A 15,954-nucleotide genomic window follows, 5' to 3' on the forward strand; every position below is an offset into this window, starting at 1 on the left:
ACTAGATATATGTTATAATTTTATGGAAGAGATTGTATGACGAGGATGCTTTTTTTATTTTTTTCTTATTTTTTCCTCGTATATTGGCATACTAAGAGTATATTAGTGAGGATAAACTGCGCCCCACCTCAAAAGATAGGAGAGTGGTACTATGGCTTTTGGAAGAAGAGAAGTTGAAGAGATCGTTACCGAGGAAACGAAAGTATGGGTTTGTGAATCAGAGGATTGCAATGGCTGGATGAGAGATAATTTCAAAAACAGTGAAAGCGACATTCCGACATGTCCTTTATGCCACAGCAGCATGACACAATCCACCAAAGTGCTAGCAGTCATCAATAACTACAGTCAAAATCAGAAGATGTAAATATAGTCAAAAGAAACCAAGTACCTTACATGTGCTTGGTTTTTCTTTTTGGACTTTACGAACCGAACGCTTATTCGCTAAAATAGAGAATAGACAATGAGGTGAGTTGTAATGAAATGGAGAAAAACAATATATGAAGTTATTGATTGGATGAAAAGTGAGGAATCAATAGCAAAAAATATCGTACATTGGGAAACAGTTCCACCAAAAGAAGCACAAACTGTTCCGTTTCCTGCCCAAATAGACAAACGTTTGTTGAACTCCTTGACTGAAAGAGGAATCAACTCTTTATATACCCATCAAGCAGCAGCATTTGAGGCTGCAACCAATAAAAAGCATTTTGTTGCTGTCACCCCGACAGCCTCAGGAAAAACTTTATGCTATAACTTGCCAGTACTTCAGAAAATTGAGCAAAACAATGATGCACGAGCACTATACTTGTTCCCTACAAAAGCACTTGCGCAAGATCAAAAGAGTGAATTGAACGAAATTATTACGCAAATGGGTGTGCCGATTAACAGTTATACATATGATGGAGACACGGCCCCTACTATCAGACAAAAGGTAAGAAAAGCAGGGCATATAGTTATTACTAATCCTGACATGCTTCATTCTGCTATCCTTCCACATCATACAAAATGGGTCTCCCTTTTCGAAAATTTGGAATACATCGTGATAGACGAATTGCATACGTATAGAGGTGTGTTTGGAAGCCATGTAGCAAATGTCATTAGAAGGTTGAAACGGATTTGTAAGTTTTATGGAAGCAGCCCTACATTCATATGTACATCTGCAACGATAGCGAATCCGAAAGAACTCGCTCAGGAGCTCACTGGAGAGTCCTTTGAACTAATTAATAATAACGGAGCTCCATCCAGTAAAAAGCATATCGTCTTTTATAACCCTCCAATCGTTAATAAACCGCTTAATATCCGGAGGAGCGCAACGCTAGAGGTAAGAAAGCTAGCTGCAGAGTTTCTTCAAGAGAAAATTCAAACCATCGTCTTTGCCAAAAGCAGGGTGCGAGTAGAAATTTTATTAACATACCTTAAAGAGCTGGTTAAAAATCAACTTGGCGAAAAGTCTATTCAAGGTTACAGGGGAGGATACCTTCCAACCCAACGGCGAGCGATCGAAAAAGGTTTAAGAAACGGTGAGATATACGGTGTAGTAAGTACAAACGCGTTGGAGCTTGGTGTGGATATCGGCCAATTGCAGGTTTGTATCATGACAGGATACCCCGGAACGATTGCAAGTGCTTGGCAGCAGGCGGGCCGTGCCGGACGCAGGCAGGGGGAAGCGGTGATTGTTATGGTGGCGAGCTCTAATCCCTTAGATCAATACGTTATTCAACACCCGGAGTTTTTTCTGAAAAGCAATCCAGAATCAGCCAGGATCAATCCAAACAACCTTGTTATCCTTGTAGATCATATAAAGTGTGCTGCATATGAGTTGCCTTTTAAAGAAGGCGATACCTTTGATGGTGTGGAACTGGAGGATATTTTAGATTATTTGACAGAAGAAAGAGTACTCCACGAAAACGGAGGGAAATGGCACTGGATGAATGATGCCTTTCCGGCACATAACATCAGTTTGCGTTCTGCCTCTCAGGAAAATGTCATTATCATTGACCAATCATCAGAACCTGCAAACAAGGTGATTGGGGAAATGGACCGTTTCAGTTCAATGACTCTTCTTCATGATGAAGCGATATACTTGCATCAGGGTGTACAATACCAAGTAGAGAAGCTTGATTGGGAAGAGAAAAAAGCATTTGTAAGAGAAGTAAATGTCGACTATTTTACCGATGCAAATCTCGCTGTTTCCCTTGATGTACTTGAGGTGGACAAACAGACCGATTACCAAGCAGGCACCATTTCGTTTGGGGATGTATCAGTCCGTGCGATGGCGACTATTTTCAAAAAGATTAAATTTGAAACGCATGAAAACATCGGGTCTGGGCCCATTTACCTCCCAGAAGAAGAGCTGCAGACAAGTGCAACATGGATTACGCTTGAAGAAGAGATTACAGAGCGTTTAAAAGGTGATGATTTAGAAAAAAGTCTATTAGGCATTGCTCATGCTCTGAAACACGTAACTCCGCTGTTATTGATGTGTGAACCGATGGATATGCAAGTTGTCCCTCAAGTCAAATCGACTCACGATGAGAAGCCTGTGGTCTATTTTTATGATCGCTATCCTGGAGGAGTCGGGTTAAGTGAAAAAGCGTACGACTATATAGACCAGCTGCTTACTAGAGCAGGTGAACTAATAGGAAACTGTCCATGTCGCTCTGGTTGCCCCTCATGCATAGGTGCAGATTACCCTGATGAAGACTCTAAAGAATTGGCGCTCTCTCTGCTTCAAAAGCTTGTGTAAAGGGGGATAAGCATATGAGCATGAAAAATAAATTAAACAGAATGAAACAGCATCTTCAATCGAAACCTTCTGAAGCAAGGCTTGAAGAAGGAGAAAAAGAAAAGGTGAAGAAGCTGCCAGAGACCTCTGTTATCGATATCCCCAACTTAAAAGAATGGGAAGCCTATGGCGTTAAACCATACTATGCAAATGGTGAGTACTGTCTTATACGGGAAGTCGAGTACGATTTAGATTATAAGCACGGTACGTATCGGTTAGGGGATCTGTTGCCTGTTATGGATGAGTGGCAAAAATGTGAAGTAGAGCATCCGTTGTCTGCAAAAGGTCATCAGGCAAAAGATCTTTTTTTCTTTGATACAGAAACAACTGGGCTCAGTGGTGGCACAGGTACAACTATTTTCTTGCTAGGATATGCAAGAGTGTTACCAGATAAGGTAATAGTCAAGCAACACCTATTACCTGGACCGGGAAATGAAGTTGCCCTTTATCAGAGCTTTCTTGAGGAAGTCGATTATACGACGCTTGTAACTTACAATGGCAAGGCATTTGACTGGCCTCAAGTAAAAACACGGCATACTCTTATAAGAGAACATGTCCCGAAACTGCCGGCCTTTGGACATTATGACCTTTTACACGCGTCAAGAAGACTATGGAAGAATAAATTAGAATCAGTGAGACTTGCGAATGTAGAAAAAGAAATCCTAGAAATTGAGCGGCAAGACGATATCCCTGGATATTTGGCACCGATGATATATTTTGATTTTGTAAAAACACATGAAATGCAAGGGATAAAAGGAGTAATGAAGCACAATGAATGGGATGTCTTGACCCTGATTACCTTGTATGCGCATCTGTCTTCGCTCCTGTTAGTGGATAACAAGCAAAGAGATAAAATGGAAGAGTATGAAATAGGGCGTTGGTATGACGTATTGGGAGAGAAGGAAGCGGCTAAAGCATTATATACCAATATTTCTGACTCTTCTCCCCCAGCCACCTTTAATTTAGGTATGTTAAAGAAAAAGGAACAGAACTATAAAGAGGCAAAAATATTATTTCAAAAATGTTTTGCGGATGAGAATAATCTATATAAGGAAACAGCCGGAATAGAAATTGCTAAAATACTTGAGCATAAAGAAAAAGACTACACTCTTGCTTTATTTTATGCGGAGAAATCACTCGAATTTTATAAGTCATCTAATAATAAAACTTCAAAAAATAAAAGTGCAATGTTAGCTGATTTTGAAAAAAGAATTAAGCGTCTTAAAAATAAATCAAGAAATTGAAAATATTTTCACATTTTGTCTAAATTTCTGCAAAACATATATTGTCAACGTGCTTTTTACCATGTAAAATTAACTATTGTGAATGACAAAATTACTATTAGTTATATGGGAGAGAGAGCACGTTGTCTAGATTTATTTTATGTTTGTTTTTTGTTGTTATCGGTCTTACGTTATTTGGACTTTCCAATTTAAAGGATAATATCTACACGATTTTACTATAAAAATGGTAGGGAAATGTATTTAAATTAAGAAAATAGGTGTTTGTATTAGTACATGTATCTCACTTCTTTCATAGTTTGTTAATGTAAAGAGAAAAACAAATTGAAAGGAGATCGAAAGTATGTACAACTGCAGACCTAACATGATGGGACCAAACTCGATGGGACCAATTGTCCATCCTACAAAATGTTGTGTAAAAAATCTTTATTCTACTACTGAGGTTCCTCACATTCATCCTTCACACACAACATATGTAAACAACCAACAGTTCCAACACAAACACTATTTCCCGCACACAGATTCCATGGTAGATTCTGTGTCACACCAACACTTCAACTGTGGCCCAGGTGGCCCTGGAATGGGTGGAGCACCGGGTCAAGTAATGGGTGCACAAACCGGCCCTGGATATGGTCAAATGGGAATGCCTGGTCAAGTGATGGGAGCACAAACCAACGCTGGATACGGTCAGATGGGAATGCCTGGCCAAGTAATGGGAGCACAACAAGGTCCTGGAATGGGCCATGGCGGAATGCCTGGTAAATGCGGCTATGGAAGATAAGCAAGTTTATACTTGCTTTGCATGATAAATGTCGAAAGAGAACTGGCTTTAAGTCAGTTCTTTTTCATTACATAAAGAGTCTTACTTAACATATTGGTTAACACTTGCGCTTTTCCGGCTTTCTATTTATTATTTTAAGTAGAGGTGCTTATGAAAGTATTAGTAATTACAGGGTATAAACCCCAGGAACTGCAGATATTTAAAAAGGATGATCCTGCCATCCACTACATTAAAAGAGCGATTCAGAAACGCTTGACTGCTTTACTAGAAGAGCATAATGAGTTAGAATGGGTTGTCATTAGCGGGCAGTTGGGTGTGGAACTTTGGGCTGCAGAAGTTGTTTATGACCTGCAAGCAGAATTTCCAGATTTAAAACTTGCCGTTTTTACACCATTTTTGGAACAGGAAGAAAAATGGAGCGAACAAAATAAGGAGTATTATGAGTCTATTTTGTCGCAAGCTAATCATATTGACTCTATTACCAAAAAGAAATATGAATCCCCACTTCAACTGAGATTAAAAAATCAGTTTGTTGTGGATAAATCGGACGCCTTATTGGTGGTTTACGATGAAGAGGGCCCGGGTAGTCCTCAATATATAATAGACATGGCACATAAAAAGTCAACTCAGACAGATTATCCTATATATACAATTGACAGCTATGAACTTCAACTAGTCGTTGAAGAAGAACAGTTCAATAACAATCAAGAGTGGTAAGAATGGAAAATAGAGAAATTGAGAAGTGACCCATCAACTAATGTGGGCACTCGCATAGAGGTGAGGAACTTATGCTATCAGATAAAATTAAATTAACGTCAAAAGAAATTCTAGAAAAAGAGTTCAAATCAGGCATGAGAGGCTATAAAGCAGAAGATGTGGACAAATTCTTAGATGTTGTCATTAAGGATTATGAAACCTTTTATCAAGAATATGACTTGCTTGTTCAAGAAAATGCGAGACTTAAACGCCAAGTGGAAGAAGCGGGGAAAAAACCCCAGCCTTCTAACACCAACAGCGGATCTACAAATTTTGATATCCTAAGAAGGTTATCAAATTTAGAAAAGCATGTATTCGGCAGTAAATTATACGACTGACAGTAATTTACAGTTGCAATCATCGCTTAAATTTACTATACTATATCTTGCTGACATCAATAGTGATTGGGTAACCGCTACAGTTTCGGCTGTAGAGGAAAGTCCATGCTCGCACAGGCTGAGATGCTTGTAGTGTTCGTGCCTAGCGAAAAAATAAGCTAGGGTAGCTTGGTTTTTGGACGAAGCTAACGGCAGGGAACGCACCTAAGTCTTCTTAGATATGGTGTTAATACCTTGAAAGTGCCACAGTGACGTAGTCTTACAAGAAATTGTAAGAGTGGAACGAGGTAAACCCCTCGAGCGAGAAACCCAAATAATGGTAGGGGCACCTTCTCTAAGGAATCCAACGATGAGAGGGACAGAAACTTTAAGTTTCTGTAGACAGATGGTTACCACCTGCGTACAAGGAGCGATCCGTTTGCAGTACAAAGGAACAGAACATGGCTTACAGATCACTATTGATTGAATGTCACATCCAACTATGATTATGTAACATAAGCTCTCCTGTTGCCAGGAGAGCTTTATTTGATAGATGGGATATGGGTCGAAGATTTTGTGATAATAATACATAAGAGAATTTGAATAAGAGTTAGGGTGAATCATACAATGAAAAACTACACATTAATTGCAACCGCGGCAATGGGATTAGAGTCGCTAGTGGCAAAAGAAGTAAGAGATTTAGGATATGAATGTACGGTTGACAACGGCAAGGTCATCTTTAAGGGAGATGCTTTGGCCATTTGCCGGGCAAACCTGTGGTTACGGACAGCAGACAGAATCAAAGTAGTGGTAGGTGAATTCAAAGCGACCACCTTTGAAGAACTTTTTGAAAAGACAAAAGCATTGCCTTGGGGGGATTACTTACCTGAAGATGCCGAATTCCCGGTTATCGGTAAGTCAGTAAAATCCAAGCTCTTTAGTGTTCCAGATTGCCAAGCTATCGTAAAAAAAGCTGTTGTGGAAAAGATGAAATCGCATTACAAGATACAGTCTGCATGGTTAGATGAAAAAGGGGCCGTTTACAAAATTGAGGTTGCCCTGCTGAAAGATGTAGCGCAAATTACGATTGACGCCTCTGGAATCGGTTTGCATAAACGCGGATATCGTGCAGATCAAGGGGAGGCGCCATTAAAAGAAACATTGGCAGCAGCATTGGTAATGTTGACAAATTGGCATCCTGATAAGCCGTTTGCAGACCCTTTTTGCGGTTCCGGTACAATTCCAATAGAAGCAGCTCTCATTGGGCAAAACATTGCTCCAGGCTTCAACCGCGACTTTGTCTCAGAAGACTGGCATTGGATTGGGGATGACCTTTGGAGTCAGGCTCGCGAGGAAATGGAAGATAAAGCAAACTATGACCAGCCGCTAGATATTGCAGGATATGATATCGATCACCGCATGATTTCTATTGCTAAAGAAAACGCATTTGAAGCAGGTCTTGGAGAATTAATTGATTTCAAACAAATGCAAGTAAGAGATTTCACCACAAGAAAAGAGTATGGTGTCATTATCGGAAACCCTCCATATGGGGAGCGTCTAGGAGAGCGACCGGAAGTGGAAAAGATGTATCGCGAGATGGGGAAGGCATTCTCTGAACTAGATACTTGGTCTGTTTATATGCTGACATCTCATGAAGGATTTGAAAGCTTCTATGGAAAAGAAAGCGACCAAGAAACGTAAGTTATTTAATGGTTTCATCAAAACCGACTTTTATCAATACTGGGGTAAGCGTCCACCTAGAAAAGGGTGAAAAACGTTTATCCCCATCAGGTAGAGGGAATTACTCCTAAAAAGGAGTGATAGTGTTGAGAGACCAAACGAAAAGAAAAAACTCTACTTGAGAGAAACGAGAAAGACAAAGCTTTTAAAGGAAAACAAAAAGAATCAGAAAAACCGAGATCAACTTGTCATGCCGATTGATGAACTTCCTCTTGAAGATATTAAATATGAGAAAGAGGAAGAACGCGACAAGAAGGGTTTCCAAAGATCGTTCTTCAAGTAATGACGATTAAACAATATATAAATTCACTAAACAGCCTAGATGAATAAACTTTAGAAATTGGGCATAGAATACTCCTATGAATACTGTTTGGAGGGATTTCTATGCCTTTGCATGTGAATGATCTTATGAGGATCTCCAAAGCATTGGAAAGTAGCTATCAGCGCCTTGCAAGTGAAAACCTGCTAGATAATCATGAATGTGTAGAACGAATGAATGCTGCACGTGATGAATATACAAAAGCTATGCTGTACGCCACCCTGCTTGATGATGAGATCATCCATATTACAAAGAACTAAGCGGAAAACCTCCTTTTGGGAGGTTTTTTACTTTGGTTGGAGTAAGGGATGAAGACCTTGTTGAAGCAGGAGACGAGTTGTAGAAGTCTTGATGGAGCGAATGAAGACCTTGTTGAAGCAGGAAACGAGGGAGAGAAGTCTTCATGGAGCGAATGAAGACATCAGTGAAGCAGGAAACGAAGGAGAGATGTCTTCATGGAGCGAATGAAGACATCAGTGAAGCAGGAAACGAGTAAGAGAAGTCTTCATGGAGCGAATGAAGACTTCAGTGATGCAGGAAACGAGTAAGAGAAGTTTTCATGGAGCGAATGAAGACATCAGTGAAGCAGGAAACGAGTAAGAGAAGTCTTCATGAAGCGAATGAAGACATCAGTGAAGCAGGAAACGAAGGAGAGATGTCTTCATGGAGCGAATGAAGACATCAGTGAAGCAGGAAACGAGTAAGAGAAGTCTTCATGAAGCGAATGAAGACATCAGTGAAGCAGGAAACGAGTAAGAGAAGTCCTCATGAAGCGAATGAAGACATCAGTGAAGCCGGAAACGAAAGAGAGAAGTCTTCATGAAGCGAATGAAGACATCAGTGAAGCGGAAAATGAGGTAGAGAAGTCTTCATGAAGCGAATGAAGACATCAGTGAAGCGGTAAATGAGGTAGAGAAGTCCTCATGAAGCGAATGAAGACTTCAGTGAAGCGGAAAACGAGGGAGAGAAGTCTTCATAATGAAGACTCCCAATACCCCAACTTGACAAGCACCCTCTAATTAATAGATAATGACTAGATGCAAACTTTTTCTCGGAGGTACATAGAAATGAACAATCGTCTGCCATTTACAATGAACAAAGGGGATGCTTTTTTTGATCGCCTGAACGAATGGATTGGGGATGTGTTTTACGACATCCTACCTGAAGCTGGATTTGAATTGCGTGATGAACAGATTTTTATGGCTTTCCAACTGGAGAGGGCGTTTAAAGAGAAAAAAGTGATTTTCTCGGAAGCCGGTGTTGGAACTGGGAAGACGATGGTGTACCTTTTATATGCAATCTGTTATGCAAGGTATATGGGGAAGCCTGCTATCATAACCTGTGCTGATGAGTCTTTGATTGAGCAGCTTGTCAAAAAAGAAGGAGACATAGCAAAACTCTCTAAGGTCTTAGACATTACAATGGATGTACGTCTAGCCAAATCTCCAGAACAATACCTGTGTTTAAACAAATTAGATTATGCCGTTAATAAATATGATAACGACAACATAGATGAAGTGTATGATGCACTTCCAAACTTTGTGACGAAACCTGCTGCGATGCAATCTTTTCATCCTTATGGAGATCGAAAAGATTATGCAAAGTTGAATGACGAAGAATGGGACATGGTTGGATGGGACACGTTCCAGGATTGTTTCAGCTGCGACAAACGCCATCGTTGTGGACAAACTCTCTCCCGCGATCATTACAGAAAATCAACAGATCTGATTATCTGCTCACATGATTTCTACATGGAACATGTTTGGACATTTGAAAAAAGGAAAAGGGAAGGTCAGCTTCCTCTATTGCCAGAAGCATCAAGTGTCGTTTTTGATGAAGGACATTTACTGGAGTTTGCTGCCCAAAAGGCATTAACCTACAAAATTAAAAATCAACAAGTCGAAGAAATTCTTACCCGTTTATTAGGGAACGATTTAAGGGAAGAGTTTGCTTACTTAGTAGAGGATTCTTTACAGGCAAACGATGTGTTTTTTGATATGTTGGAAGAAAATCTGACAAACATAGAGGGCTCTGACCGTAAAGATATCACGATGGATACCCGTCTTGTGAAAGGTGCCAAAGATCTTCTGGCAAAAATAGAAGAGATAGGGAATCAGCTTGTATTTGAAGGAGAACTCCATACGGTAGATCATTACCAGCTGCATATTGTGGAGGAATACTTGGATTCTATTGAATTTTTATTAAAGTTGCTTTTATCGAAAGAAGATGTGATCGCTTGGGCGGAACATGCAAATAAGGATCTGACACTTGTGGTAATGCCAAAAACAGTCGAAGAAGTACTGAGGGAAAATGTCTTTTCTAAGAAAATTCCTTTTATTTTCTCTTCTGCAACCTTATCTGACAATGAGAACTTTAGTTATCTGGCGTCTTCACTGGGCATAGAAGATTATCTATCCTTTTCCATTAATTCGCCATTTGATTATGAGGAAAATATGAAACTTTCATTAACGGTTGAAGAGGATTTTCAGACGAAATTCAATAAGACAAGGGAATCCATCGACCGAAATGGCGGAAGAACGTTAGTCTTATTTTCCACCAAAGAGGAATTAATAAAATTCAAAGCCGAAAATGCCGACAATACTGATTATCCTTTTCTCTATGAAGGTGAAAAGGAAATCAGTGTATTGGTTTCTGAATTCCAAAATGAAGAAAGTGCGGTTCTCTGTGCTTATCATCTATGGGAAGGGTTGGATATACCTGGACCTTCCTTGTCTAATGTTGTAATTTGGTCTTTGCCATTCCCGCCAAATGATCCGGTTTTTGCGGCTAAGCGAAAAGGACTTGAGGATCCATATATGCAACTTGATGTTCCTTATATGTTACTTCGTCTTCGTCAAGGAATGGGCCGCCTTATCCGTACGACAGATGATAGTGGAGAAATTACCGTCTATCTGCCATCTGGATTGCCGGAAGCTGTACGTGCAAAAATTGAAGGTGTCTTACCGACCAGCCCAGTTACACAATAATTCACAAACACCAAAAGCACCGAAGCTAAATTCGGTGCTTTTTCCATTCTCCCTAAAACCTGTTGCCAACTAGTGAGAAAATTGTGTATTCTTAACAGTAGCTTTATTTTTATTTTGAAGTTAGAGATATAGGGGGAGATACATATGATAGAAATCAGCAAAGTAAAAGAAGAATATTTAAATCATATCAACAAAATGGATAGTTATAATGAAGCACTGTCTCTTATATTCTGGGACCTCAGAACAGGTGCCCCTAAAAAAGGAGTAGATCGTCGATCAGACGTTATCGGTATTCTGTCCTCAGAAGTATTCAACATGTCCACATCAGAAGAAATGGCAAGCTACCTAACCCAACTTCTGAATGAAGAGACTTTTAACGAACTGGATGACATTACAAAAGCCTCTCTTTTAGAAAGCAAAAAGAACTATGACCGCAATAAAAAAGTTCCAGCAAAAGAATACCAAGAATATGTAGTGCTATCAACCAAAGCAGAATCCGTTTGGGAAGAAGCAAAAGAAAAATCGGATTTCTCTCTTTTACAACCGTATTTAGAAAAACTGGTTGCTTTCAATAAAAAATTCATAGAGTACTGGGGCCATGAAGGAAACAAATATAATACATTATTGGATATGTACGAACCGGGAATCACAGTGGATAAATTGGATGAGGTGTTTGCTAAACTAAAAGAAAGAATTGTGCCTCTCGTTCAAAATATTGCAGATTCCTCCGTTCAACCAAGGGCAAATGAATTGTTGGTACCATTTCCAAAAGACAAGCAACGCGATTTCAGTTTAGAGATATTAAAGGAGTTATCGTATGACTTTGATGCAGGTAGACTGGATGAAACCGTCCATCCTTTCGCAATTGGATTGAACCCTGGAGACGTACGTGTTACGACTAAATATGACGAAGAGGATTTCCGAACGGCTGTTTTTGGAACCATTCACGAATGTGGACATGCGTTGTATGAGCAGAATATTTCCAAAGAACTTCAAGGAACAGGATTATGCACTGGAACATCTATGGGGATTCACGAATCACAATCCTTATTTTATGAGAACTTTGTAGGCCGTCATGAAAACTTCTGGAAACGTCACTATGAGAGCCTACAACGTTATGCGGGCGGCAAGTTTGATGAGATCAGCCTAGAGGAATTCTACCTTGCAATTAACGAATCTAAACCGTCATTGATAAGAATTGAAGCAGATGAATTAACGTATTCTTTACACATTATGATTCGTTATGAATTGGAAAAAGCGCTCTTTAATGATGAGTTGGAAGTGGAGGACCTTCCAAAGGCTTGGAATGAAAAATATCAGAGTTATCTTGGTATCACCCCTCCAAATGATGCCAAAGGTGTATTACAAGATGTGCATTGGTCTGGTGGAAGTTTCGGATATTTCCCTTCCTATGCATTAGGTTATATGTACGCAGCTCAATTTAAACAAGCAATACTTAAAGATTTGCCTAACTATGATGAGCTGTTAGCAAACGGAGATCTTGGACCGGTGAAAGATTGGCTAACAGAAAAAGTACATCAACACGGTAAATTGAAAAAGCCATTGGAGATTTTGAAGGATGTAACAGGGGAAGAGTTAAATGCGGACTACCTCATAAAGTATCTCGAAGATAAGTATAATAAAATTTATCAATTAACATGATAGATAACCGAAGGACCGGGGGTTAAACTCTGGTCTTTTTTTATACAAAAAAACCCGCCATATTGGAGGGTCCAATTATCACGAAGCTTCTTCCAACTCCATAATGATCTGCATGTGCAGTGTATCTTTTAAATAAACTGGGGTATGTATCCGGTGCATTAAATGAAACTCCTTTTGTTGTTCGCTCAATACGTTAGGAGGTGTGATGTCCATATTGATTCCGCTACCCGCGACTTTTGATGAAAGGGTTCCGGCAATCATATTACCAAGCTCTCCTGTAAATGATTGAAGCATTTCACCTTCTAGCTGCATGCCAAACATCATTTCTCCGATGTGCTGAAAAGCATGTTGGTCTCCTTGGATAATCAACTGACCACGAATGTCACCGGTTAGCATGATAAGCACACCGTAGGTAACATTTGTTAGGTTTTCCGTATATAAACGAGGTTGATCAAAGGTGAACTCTATTGGGATAACCATCTTAAACGAGTCTAAAGTCCTGTAAAAAATCTGTGTTAAGCTCTCTGAAAGGGACATTTGGCACCTCCTAGGATTCTTCTGAATAGTACAAATTAATCATACCATACTTCCTATTCTATTTTTCAACAAATTTCAGCAATTTCATGGTTGATAAAGAGTTTTTTGTTGAAGAATAAAGATAAATGAAGTAGGATGTAGTACCTAAAGAGTTTATAGGAGGAACATCATGTTAGATTTACGTTTTGAATTTACAGCTAAAGATGAGTCGACCGTCATTTTGCGGCCGGTGGAAGAATCAGATGCAGGAGATATTGTGACAGCAGTGGAGAGTATTATTGCTGCGGGTCAATACATACAAAAGGATGTCCCTCGAACTCCAGAGGAAGAAAAACTTTTCATTCGTGATATGAAGAAAAAGGAAAATATGTATATCGGAGTAGAACGTAATGGAAGAGTGGTCGGGATAGCCCGTGTAATACGGGGGGAAATACAAATGAAGCGGCATACAGGTTTATTTCGGACGTGGCTCGCTGAAGAAGCACAAGGACTAGGCATTGGGAAAAAAATCATGGATTATACGGATATGTGGTGTGAACAACATATCAGGAAATTATCATTAACCGTCTTCTCATCTAATCAAGTGGCTTATCAACTTTATAAAAAATATGGATTTCACGAAGAAGGAAATCAAAAAGAACAAGCCTTTATTAATGGAGAGTATGTTGATGAGCTTTGGATGGCAAAGTTCTACAAAAAGTGATTTCCAATTATTTATAGTGATAATTTTAGCGGTATTCGTTATAATAAAATTGCACAACACAACAACTCCTTTAAAACGACATGTACCTTCCCGGATTAGTTTGGGAAGGTTTTTTTGTTTTCCTCAGTGTTTTCCCTCTAAGATAGTAAACCTTTTGGTATAAATATATAAATTTTGGAAAAAGTAACAGTACCAATCCGGATGAGGTGCTCGAATTATGCCAAAAATATTGTCTGTTGGAACGTCCATTCCCAAATATCCAATCCAACAAGATACGGTAGTTGAATTTGCTAAAGAACTATTCCAAGAGTCTTTTAAAGATATTAATCGCCTCCTTACTGTCTTTCAGAATGGCCAAATAGAAAAACGGCATTTTGCGAGAGATGTTGAGTGGTTCAGGGAACCGCATACATTGCAAGAGAAAAATGATATATACATAACAGAGGCAGTTGCGTATGGAGCAGAGGCAATAAATGCATGTTTACACAACACTGCTACACTCTCACAAACCATAGCATATGAAGATATTGAAGCTATTTTTTATATATCTACTACTGGAATGTCCACACCAAGCATTGAAGCTAGAATCATGAATATCCTTCCGTTTTCACCATACACAAAAAGAATACCAATCTGGGGACTTGGTTGTGCTGGCGGAGCTGCGGGACTTTCTAGAGCATATGAATATTGTCTAGCCTTTCCAAAAGCCAAGGTACTTGTATTATGTGTGGAACTTTGCAGTCTTACCTTTCAGAAAAATGACCGTTCGAAAAGCAATCTAGTAGGAACCTCCCTTTTTGCAGATGGCATTGCCTGTGTACTCATGGTTGGAGATGAGGTGCAGATAGATAGTAAAGGGCCTTATCCTAAAGTGCTAGGAAGTCAGTCTACGTTGATGGAGAATTCAGAAGACGTGATGGGCTGGGAGATTAAGAATGAAGGACTGTATGTCGTATTCTCCAGAGATATCCCTGTTATCATCTCAAACTGGCTGGCACCTAATGTCACAAGGATCCTAGATAACCATCACGTAAAACTAGAAGAACTGGACCATTTTGTTTTACATCCTGGTGGAAAAAAGGTATTGGAAGCATACCAATCGTGTTTAGGGTTAGAGGCAGAAAAGCTGGATACCTCCTTACAGGTGTTAAAAGAATACGGCAATATGTCTTCTGCAACTGTCCTGTATGTGTTAAAGGAAATCATGGAAAAGAGTCCGGAAAAAGGGGAGAAAGGGATTGCAGCTGCACTTGGACCGGGTTTCAGTTCCGAAATGTTATTACTAGAATGGGAGTGAGGTACCATGATTTTCGCATTTGTTTTTTGCTTTTATCGTCACACAAAGGGTGGTGGAACTTGGTATTGCAAGGAAAAAATGAAAAATGGTTTAGATCAATGGGTGCTAAAGAATACGGCAAAGAGCATTACAAATACATGGTCAGTCTGCATGTTACTTTTTTAACTTTGTTTTTTATTGGAGGTCATATTGTTCGACCGAACACTAAGTCCTTTTTGGCCGGCAATCCTCAGTCTGTTTATCATGACACAATCCCTTCGAGTATGGTCTATACAGTCACTAGGTAAGTATTGGAACACAAAGGTACTGATCTTGCCAGATGCATCCATAGTGAAAACAGGCCCTTACAAGTTTTTACGCCATCCTAACTATACGATTGTCGTGTTAGAAATTCTGTTAATACCCTTAATGTTCCATGCACTTTACACTGCCATTGCTTTTACCATTCTAAACGCTTGGATATTAAGTGTACGGATTCCCCTTGAAGAAAGGGCATTAGCTGAATTGACAACCAACTATGCCACATATATGGAGGACCGAAATCGGTTTTCTCCAACTTTTCAGAAAGAATCTGAATGAAAGTCATTGTCAATTGGATTATAAGCTGATATGATTATGATAATAATTATCACTATCAACGAGGGGGACATACCAACATGACATTATTGTTGATTGGTACGACTGTGGTAGCATATTCGGTTTTAATGAAAGTTGTTTTACAGCATACATGTGAGCCAAGATCAATAAAATAATACATACAGGGTCTGCTACATTCATACATGTAGGAGGCCCTTTTTTTATAAAATTGCCTAATCGAAACCATGCACAAGTT

13 protein-coding genes, 1 other RNA gene and 2 pseudogenes are annotated in these 15,954 nt (G+C 39.4%); 15 read left to right on the top strand and 1 reads right to left on the bottom strand.

Translation table 11 applies throughout. The features are described 5' to 3' along the window. Positions 1-151 precede the first annotated feature (151 nt). From M313_RS0107100 to M313_RS0107175, 12 genes and pseudogenes are all read left to right on the top strand, one after another. Entirely contained in the window at positions 152-364 is a 213-nt protein-coding gene (locus M313_RS0107100; protein ID WP_010193739.1) for a cold-inducible protein YdjO-related protein, read from the top strand. Positions 365-475: 111 nt separating this feature from the next. Continuing rightward, on the top strand, positions 476-2,743 hold the full coding sequence (locus M313_RS0107105; RefSeq protein WP_010193740.1) for a DEAD/DEAH box helicase: 2,268 nt from the start codon (positions 476-478) through the stop codon (positions 2,741-2,743). A 14-nt stretch (positions 2,744-2,757) separates the two neighbouring features. Next, positions 2,758-4,026 (top strand): ribonuclease H-like domain-containing protein, encoded by a 1,269-nt coding sequence (locus M313_RS0107110; RefSeq protein ID WP_010193741.1) that lies wholly within the window; start codon positions 2,758-2,760, stop codon positions 4,024-4,026. A gap of 340 nt (positions 4,027-4,366) precedes the next feature. After that, positions 4,367-4,804, top strand: coding sequence for a spore coat protein (locus M313_RS25080; protein WP_010193742.1), 438 nt, complete (start codon positions 4,367-4,369; stop codon positions 4,802-4,804). A 150-nt stretch (positions 4,805-4,954) separates the two neighbouring features. Next, positions 4,955-5,521 carry an SLOG family protein gene (locus M313_RS0107120; RefSeq protein WP_010193743.1) on the top strand — a complete coding sequence of 189 codons (567 nt, stop codon included), beginning with the start codon at positions 4,955-4,957 and terminating at the stop codon, positions 5,519-5,521. Between the two features lie 71 nt (positions 5,522-5,592). Continuing rightward, entirely contained in the window at positions 5,593-5,898 is a 306-nt protein-coding gene (gene gpsB, locus M313_RS0107125; RefSeq protein WP_010193744.1) for a cell division regulator GpsB, read from the top strand. Between the two features lie 62 nt (positions 5,899-5,960). Next, positions 5,961-6,351, top strand: an RNA gene (gene rnpB, locus M313_RS25085) — RNase P RNA component class B. A 153-nt stretch (positions 6,352-6,504) separates the two neighbouring features. Next, positions 6,505-7,648, top strand: a pseudogene (locus tag M313_RS22935) (THUMP domain-containing class I SAM-dependent RNA methyltransferase). Between the two features lie 87 nt (positions 7,649-7,735). Then, positions 7,736-7,900, top strand: coding sequence for a hypothetical protein (locus tag M313_RS26045; protein ID WP_010193746.1), 165 nt, complete (start codon positions 7,736-7,738; stop codon positions 7,898-7,900). Positions 7,901-8,001: 101 nt separating this feature from the next. Further along, on the top strand, positions 8,002-8,196 hold the full coding sequence (locus tag M313_RS0107140; protein ID WP_010193747.1) for a hypothetical protein: 195 nt from the start codon (positions 8,002-8,004) through the stop codon (positions 8,194-8,196). 807 nt (positions 8,197-9,003) lie between these two features. Next, complete coding sequence (locus M313_RS0107170) at positions 9,004-10,923, top strand: ATP-dependent DNA helicase (protein ID WP_010193753.1); 1,920 nt, start codon at positions 9,004-9,006, stop codon at positions 10,921-10,923. Between the two features lie 144 nt (positions 10,924-11,067). Further along, complete coding sequence (locus M313_RS0107175; RefSeq protein WP_010193754.1) at positions 11,068-12,585, top strand: carboxypeptidase M32; 1,518 nt, start codon at positions 11,068-11,070, stop codon at positions 12,583-12,585. A gap of 78 nt (positions 12,586-12,663) precedes the next feature. Here M313_RS0107175 and M313_RS0107180 read toward each other — a convergent pair whose 3' ends face one another. Continuing rightward, positions 12,664-13,122, bottom strand: a complete 459-nt coding sequence (locus M313_RS0107180; protein ID WP_010193755.1) for a chemotaxis protein CheX — start codon at positions 13,120-13,122, stop codon at positions 12,664-12,666. Positions 13,123-13,291: 169 nt separating this feature from the next. Here M313_RS0107180 and M313_RS0107185 point away from each other — a divergent pair, with 169 nt between their 5' ends. The 3 genes and pseudogenes from M313_RS0107185 (at position 13,292) to M313_RS22940 (ending at position 15,701) form a co-directional block, all read left to right on the top strand. Continuing rightward, the gene (locus M313_RS0107185) at positions 13,292-13,825 is read left to right on the top strand and encodes a GNAT family N-acetyltransferase (RefSeq protein WP_010193757.1); all 534 of its coding nucleotides are present in this window, start codon (positions 13,292-13,294) and stop codon (positions 13,823-13,825) included. Positions 13,826-14,042: 217 nt separating this feature from the next. Beyond that, positions 14,043-15,122: a type III polyketide synthase gene (locus tag M313_RS0107190; protein ID WP_010193758.1), complete on the top strand. Its 1,080-nt coding sequence runs from the start codon at positions 14,043-14,045 to the stop codon at positions 15,120-15,122. A gap of 19 nt (positions 15,123-15,141) precedes the next feature. Further along, positions 15,142-15,701: pseudogene (locus M313_RS22940) on the top strand (isoprenylcysteine carboxyl methyltransferase family protein). Positions 15,702-15,954: the final 253 nt, after the last annotated feature.

The sequence above is a fragment of the Bacillus sp. m3-13 genome (assembly GCF_000175075.1).
Classification (GTDB): Bacteria; Bacillota; Bacilli; order Bacillales; family Bacillaceae_I; genus Sutcliffiella_A; species Sutcliffiella_A horikoshii_C.

Coding starts and splice junctions, on each gene's coding strand:
- M313_RS0107100 (WP_010193739.1), top strand. CDS start 152: ATGGCTTTTGGAAGAAGAGAAGTTGAAGAGATCGTTACCGAGGAAACG.
- M313_RS0107105 (WP_010193740.1), top strand. CDS start 476: ATGAAATGGAGAAAAACAATATATGAAGTTATTGATTGGATGAAAAGT.
- M313_RS0107110 (WP_010193741.1), top strand. CDS start 2,758: ATGAGCATGAAAAATAAATTAAACAGAATGAAACAGCATCTTCAATCG.
- M313_RS25080 (WP_010193742.1), top strand. CDS start 4,367: ATGTACAACTGCAGACCTAACATGATGGGACCAAACTCGATGGGACCA.
- M313_RS0107120 (WP_010193743.1), top strand. CDS start 4,955: ATGAAAGTATTAGTAATTACAGGGTATAAACCCCAGGAACTGCAGATA.
- gpsB (WP_010193744.1), top strand. CDS start 5,593: ATGCTATCAGATAAAATTAAATTAACGTCAAAAGAAATTCTAGAAAAA.
- M313_RS0107140 (WP_010193747.1), top strand. CDS start 8,002: ATGCCTTTGCATGTGAATGATCTTATGAGGATCTCCAAAGCATTGGAA.
- M313_RS0107170 (WP_010193753.1), top strand. CDS start 9,004: ATGAACAATCGTCTGCCATTTACAATGAACAAAGGGGATGCTTTTTTT.
- M313_RS0107175 (WP_010193754.1), top strand. CDS start 11,068: ATGATAGAAATCAGCAAAGTAAAAGAAGAATATTTAAATCATATCAAC.
- M313_RS0107180 (WP_010193755.1), bottom strand. CDS start 13,122: ATGTCCCTTTCAGAGAGCTTAACACAGATTTTTTACAGGACTTTAGAC.
- M313_RS0107185 (WP_010193757.1), top strand. CDS start 13,292: ATGTTAGATTTACGTTTTGAATTTACAGCTAAAGATGAGTCGACCGTC.
- M313_RS0107190 (WP_010193758.1), top strand. CDS start 14,043: ATGCCAAAAATATTGTCTGTTGGAACGTCCATTCCCAAATATCCAATC.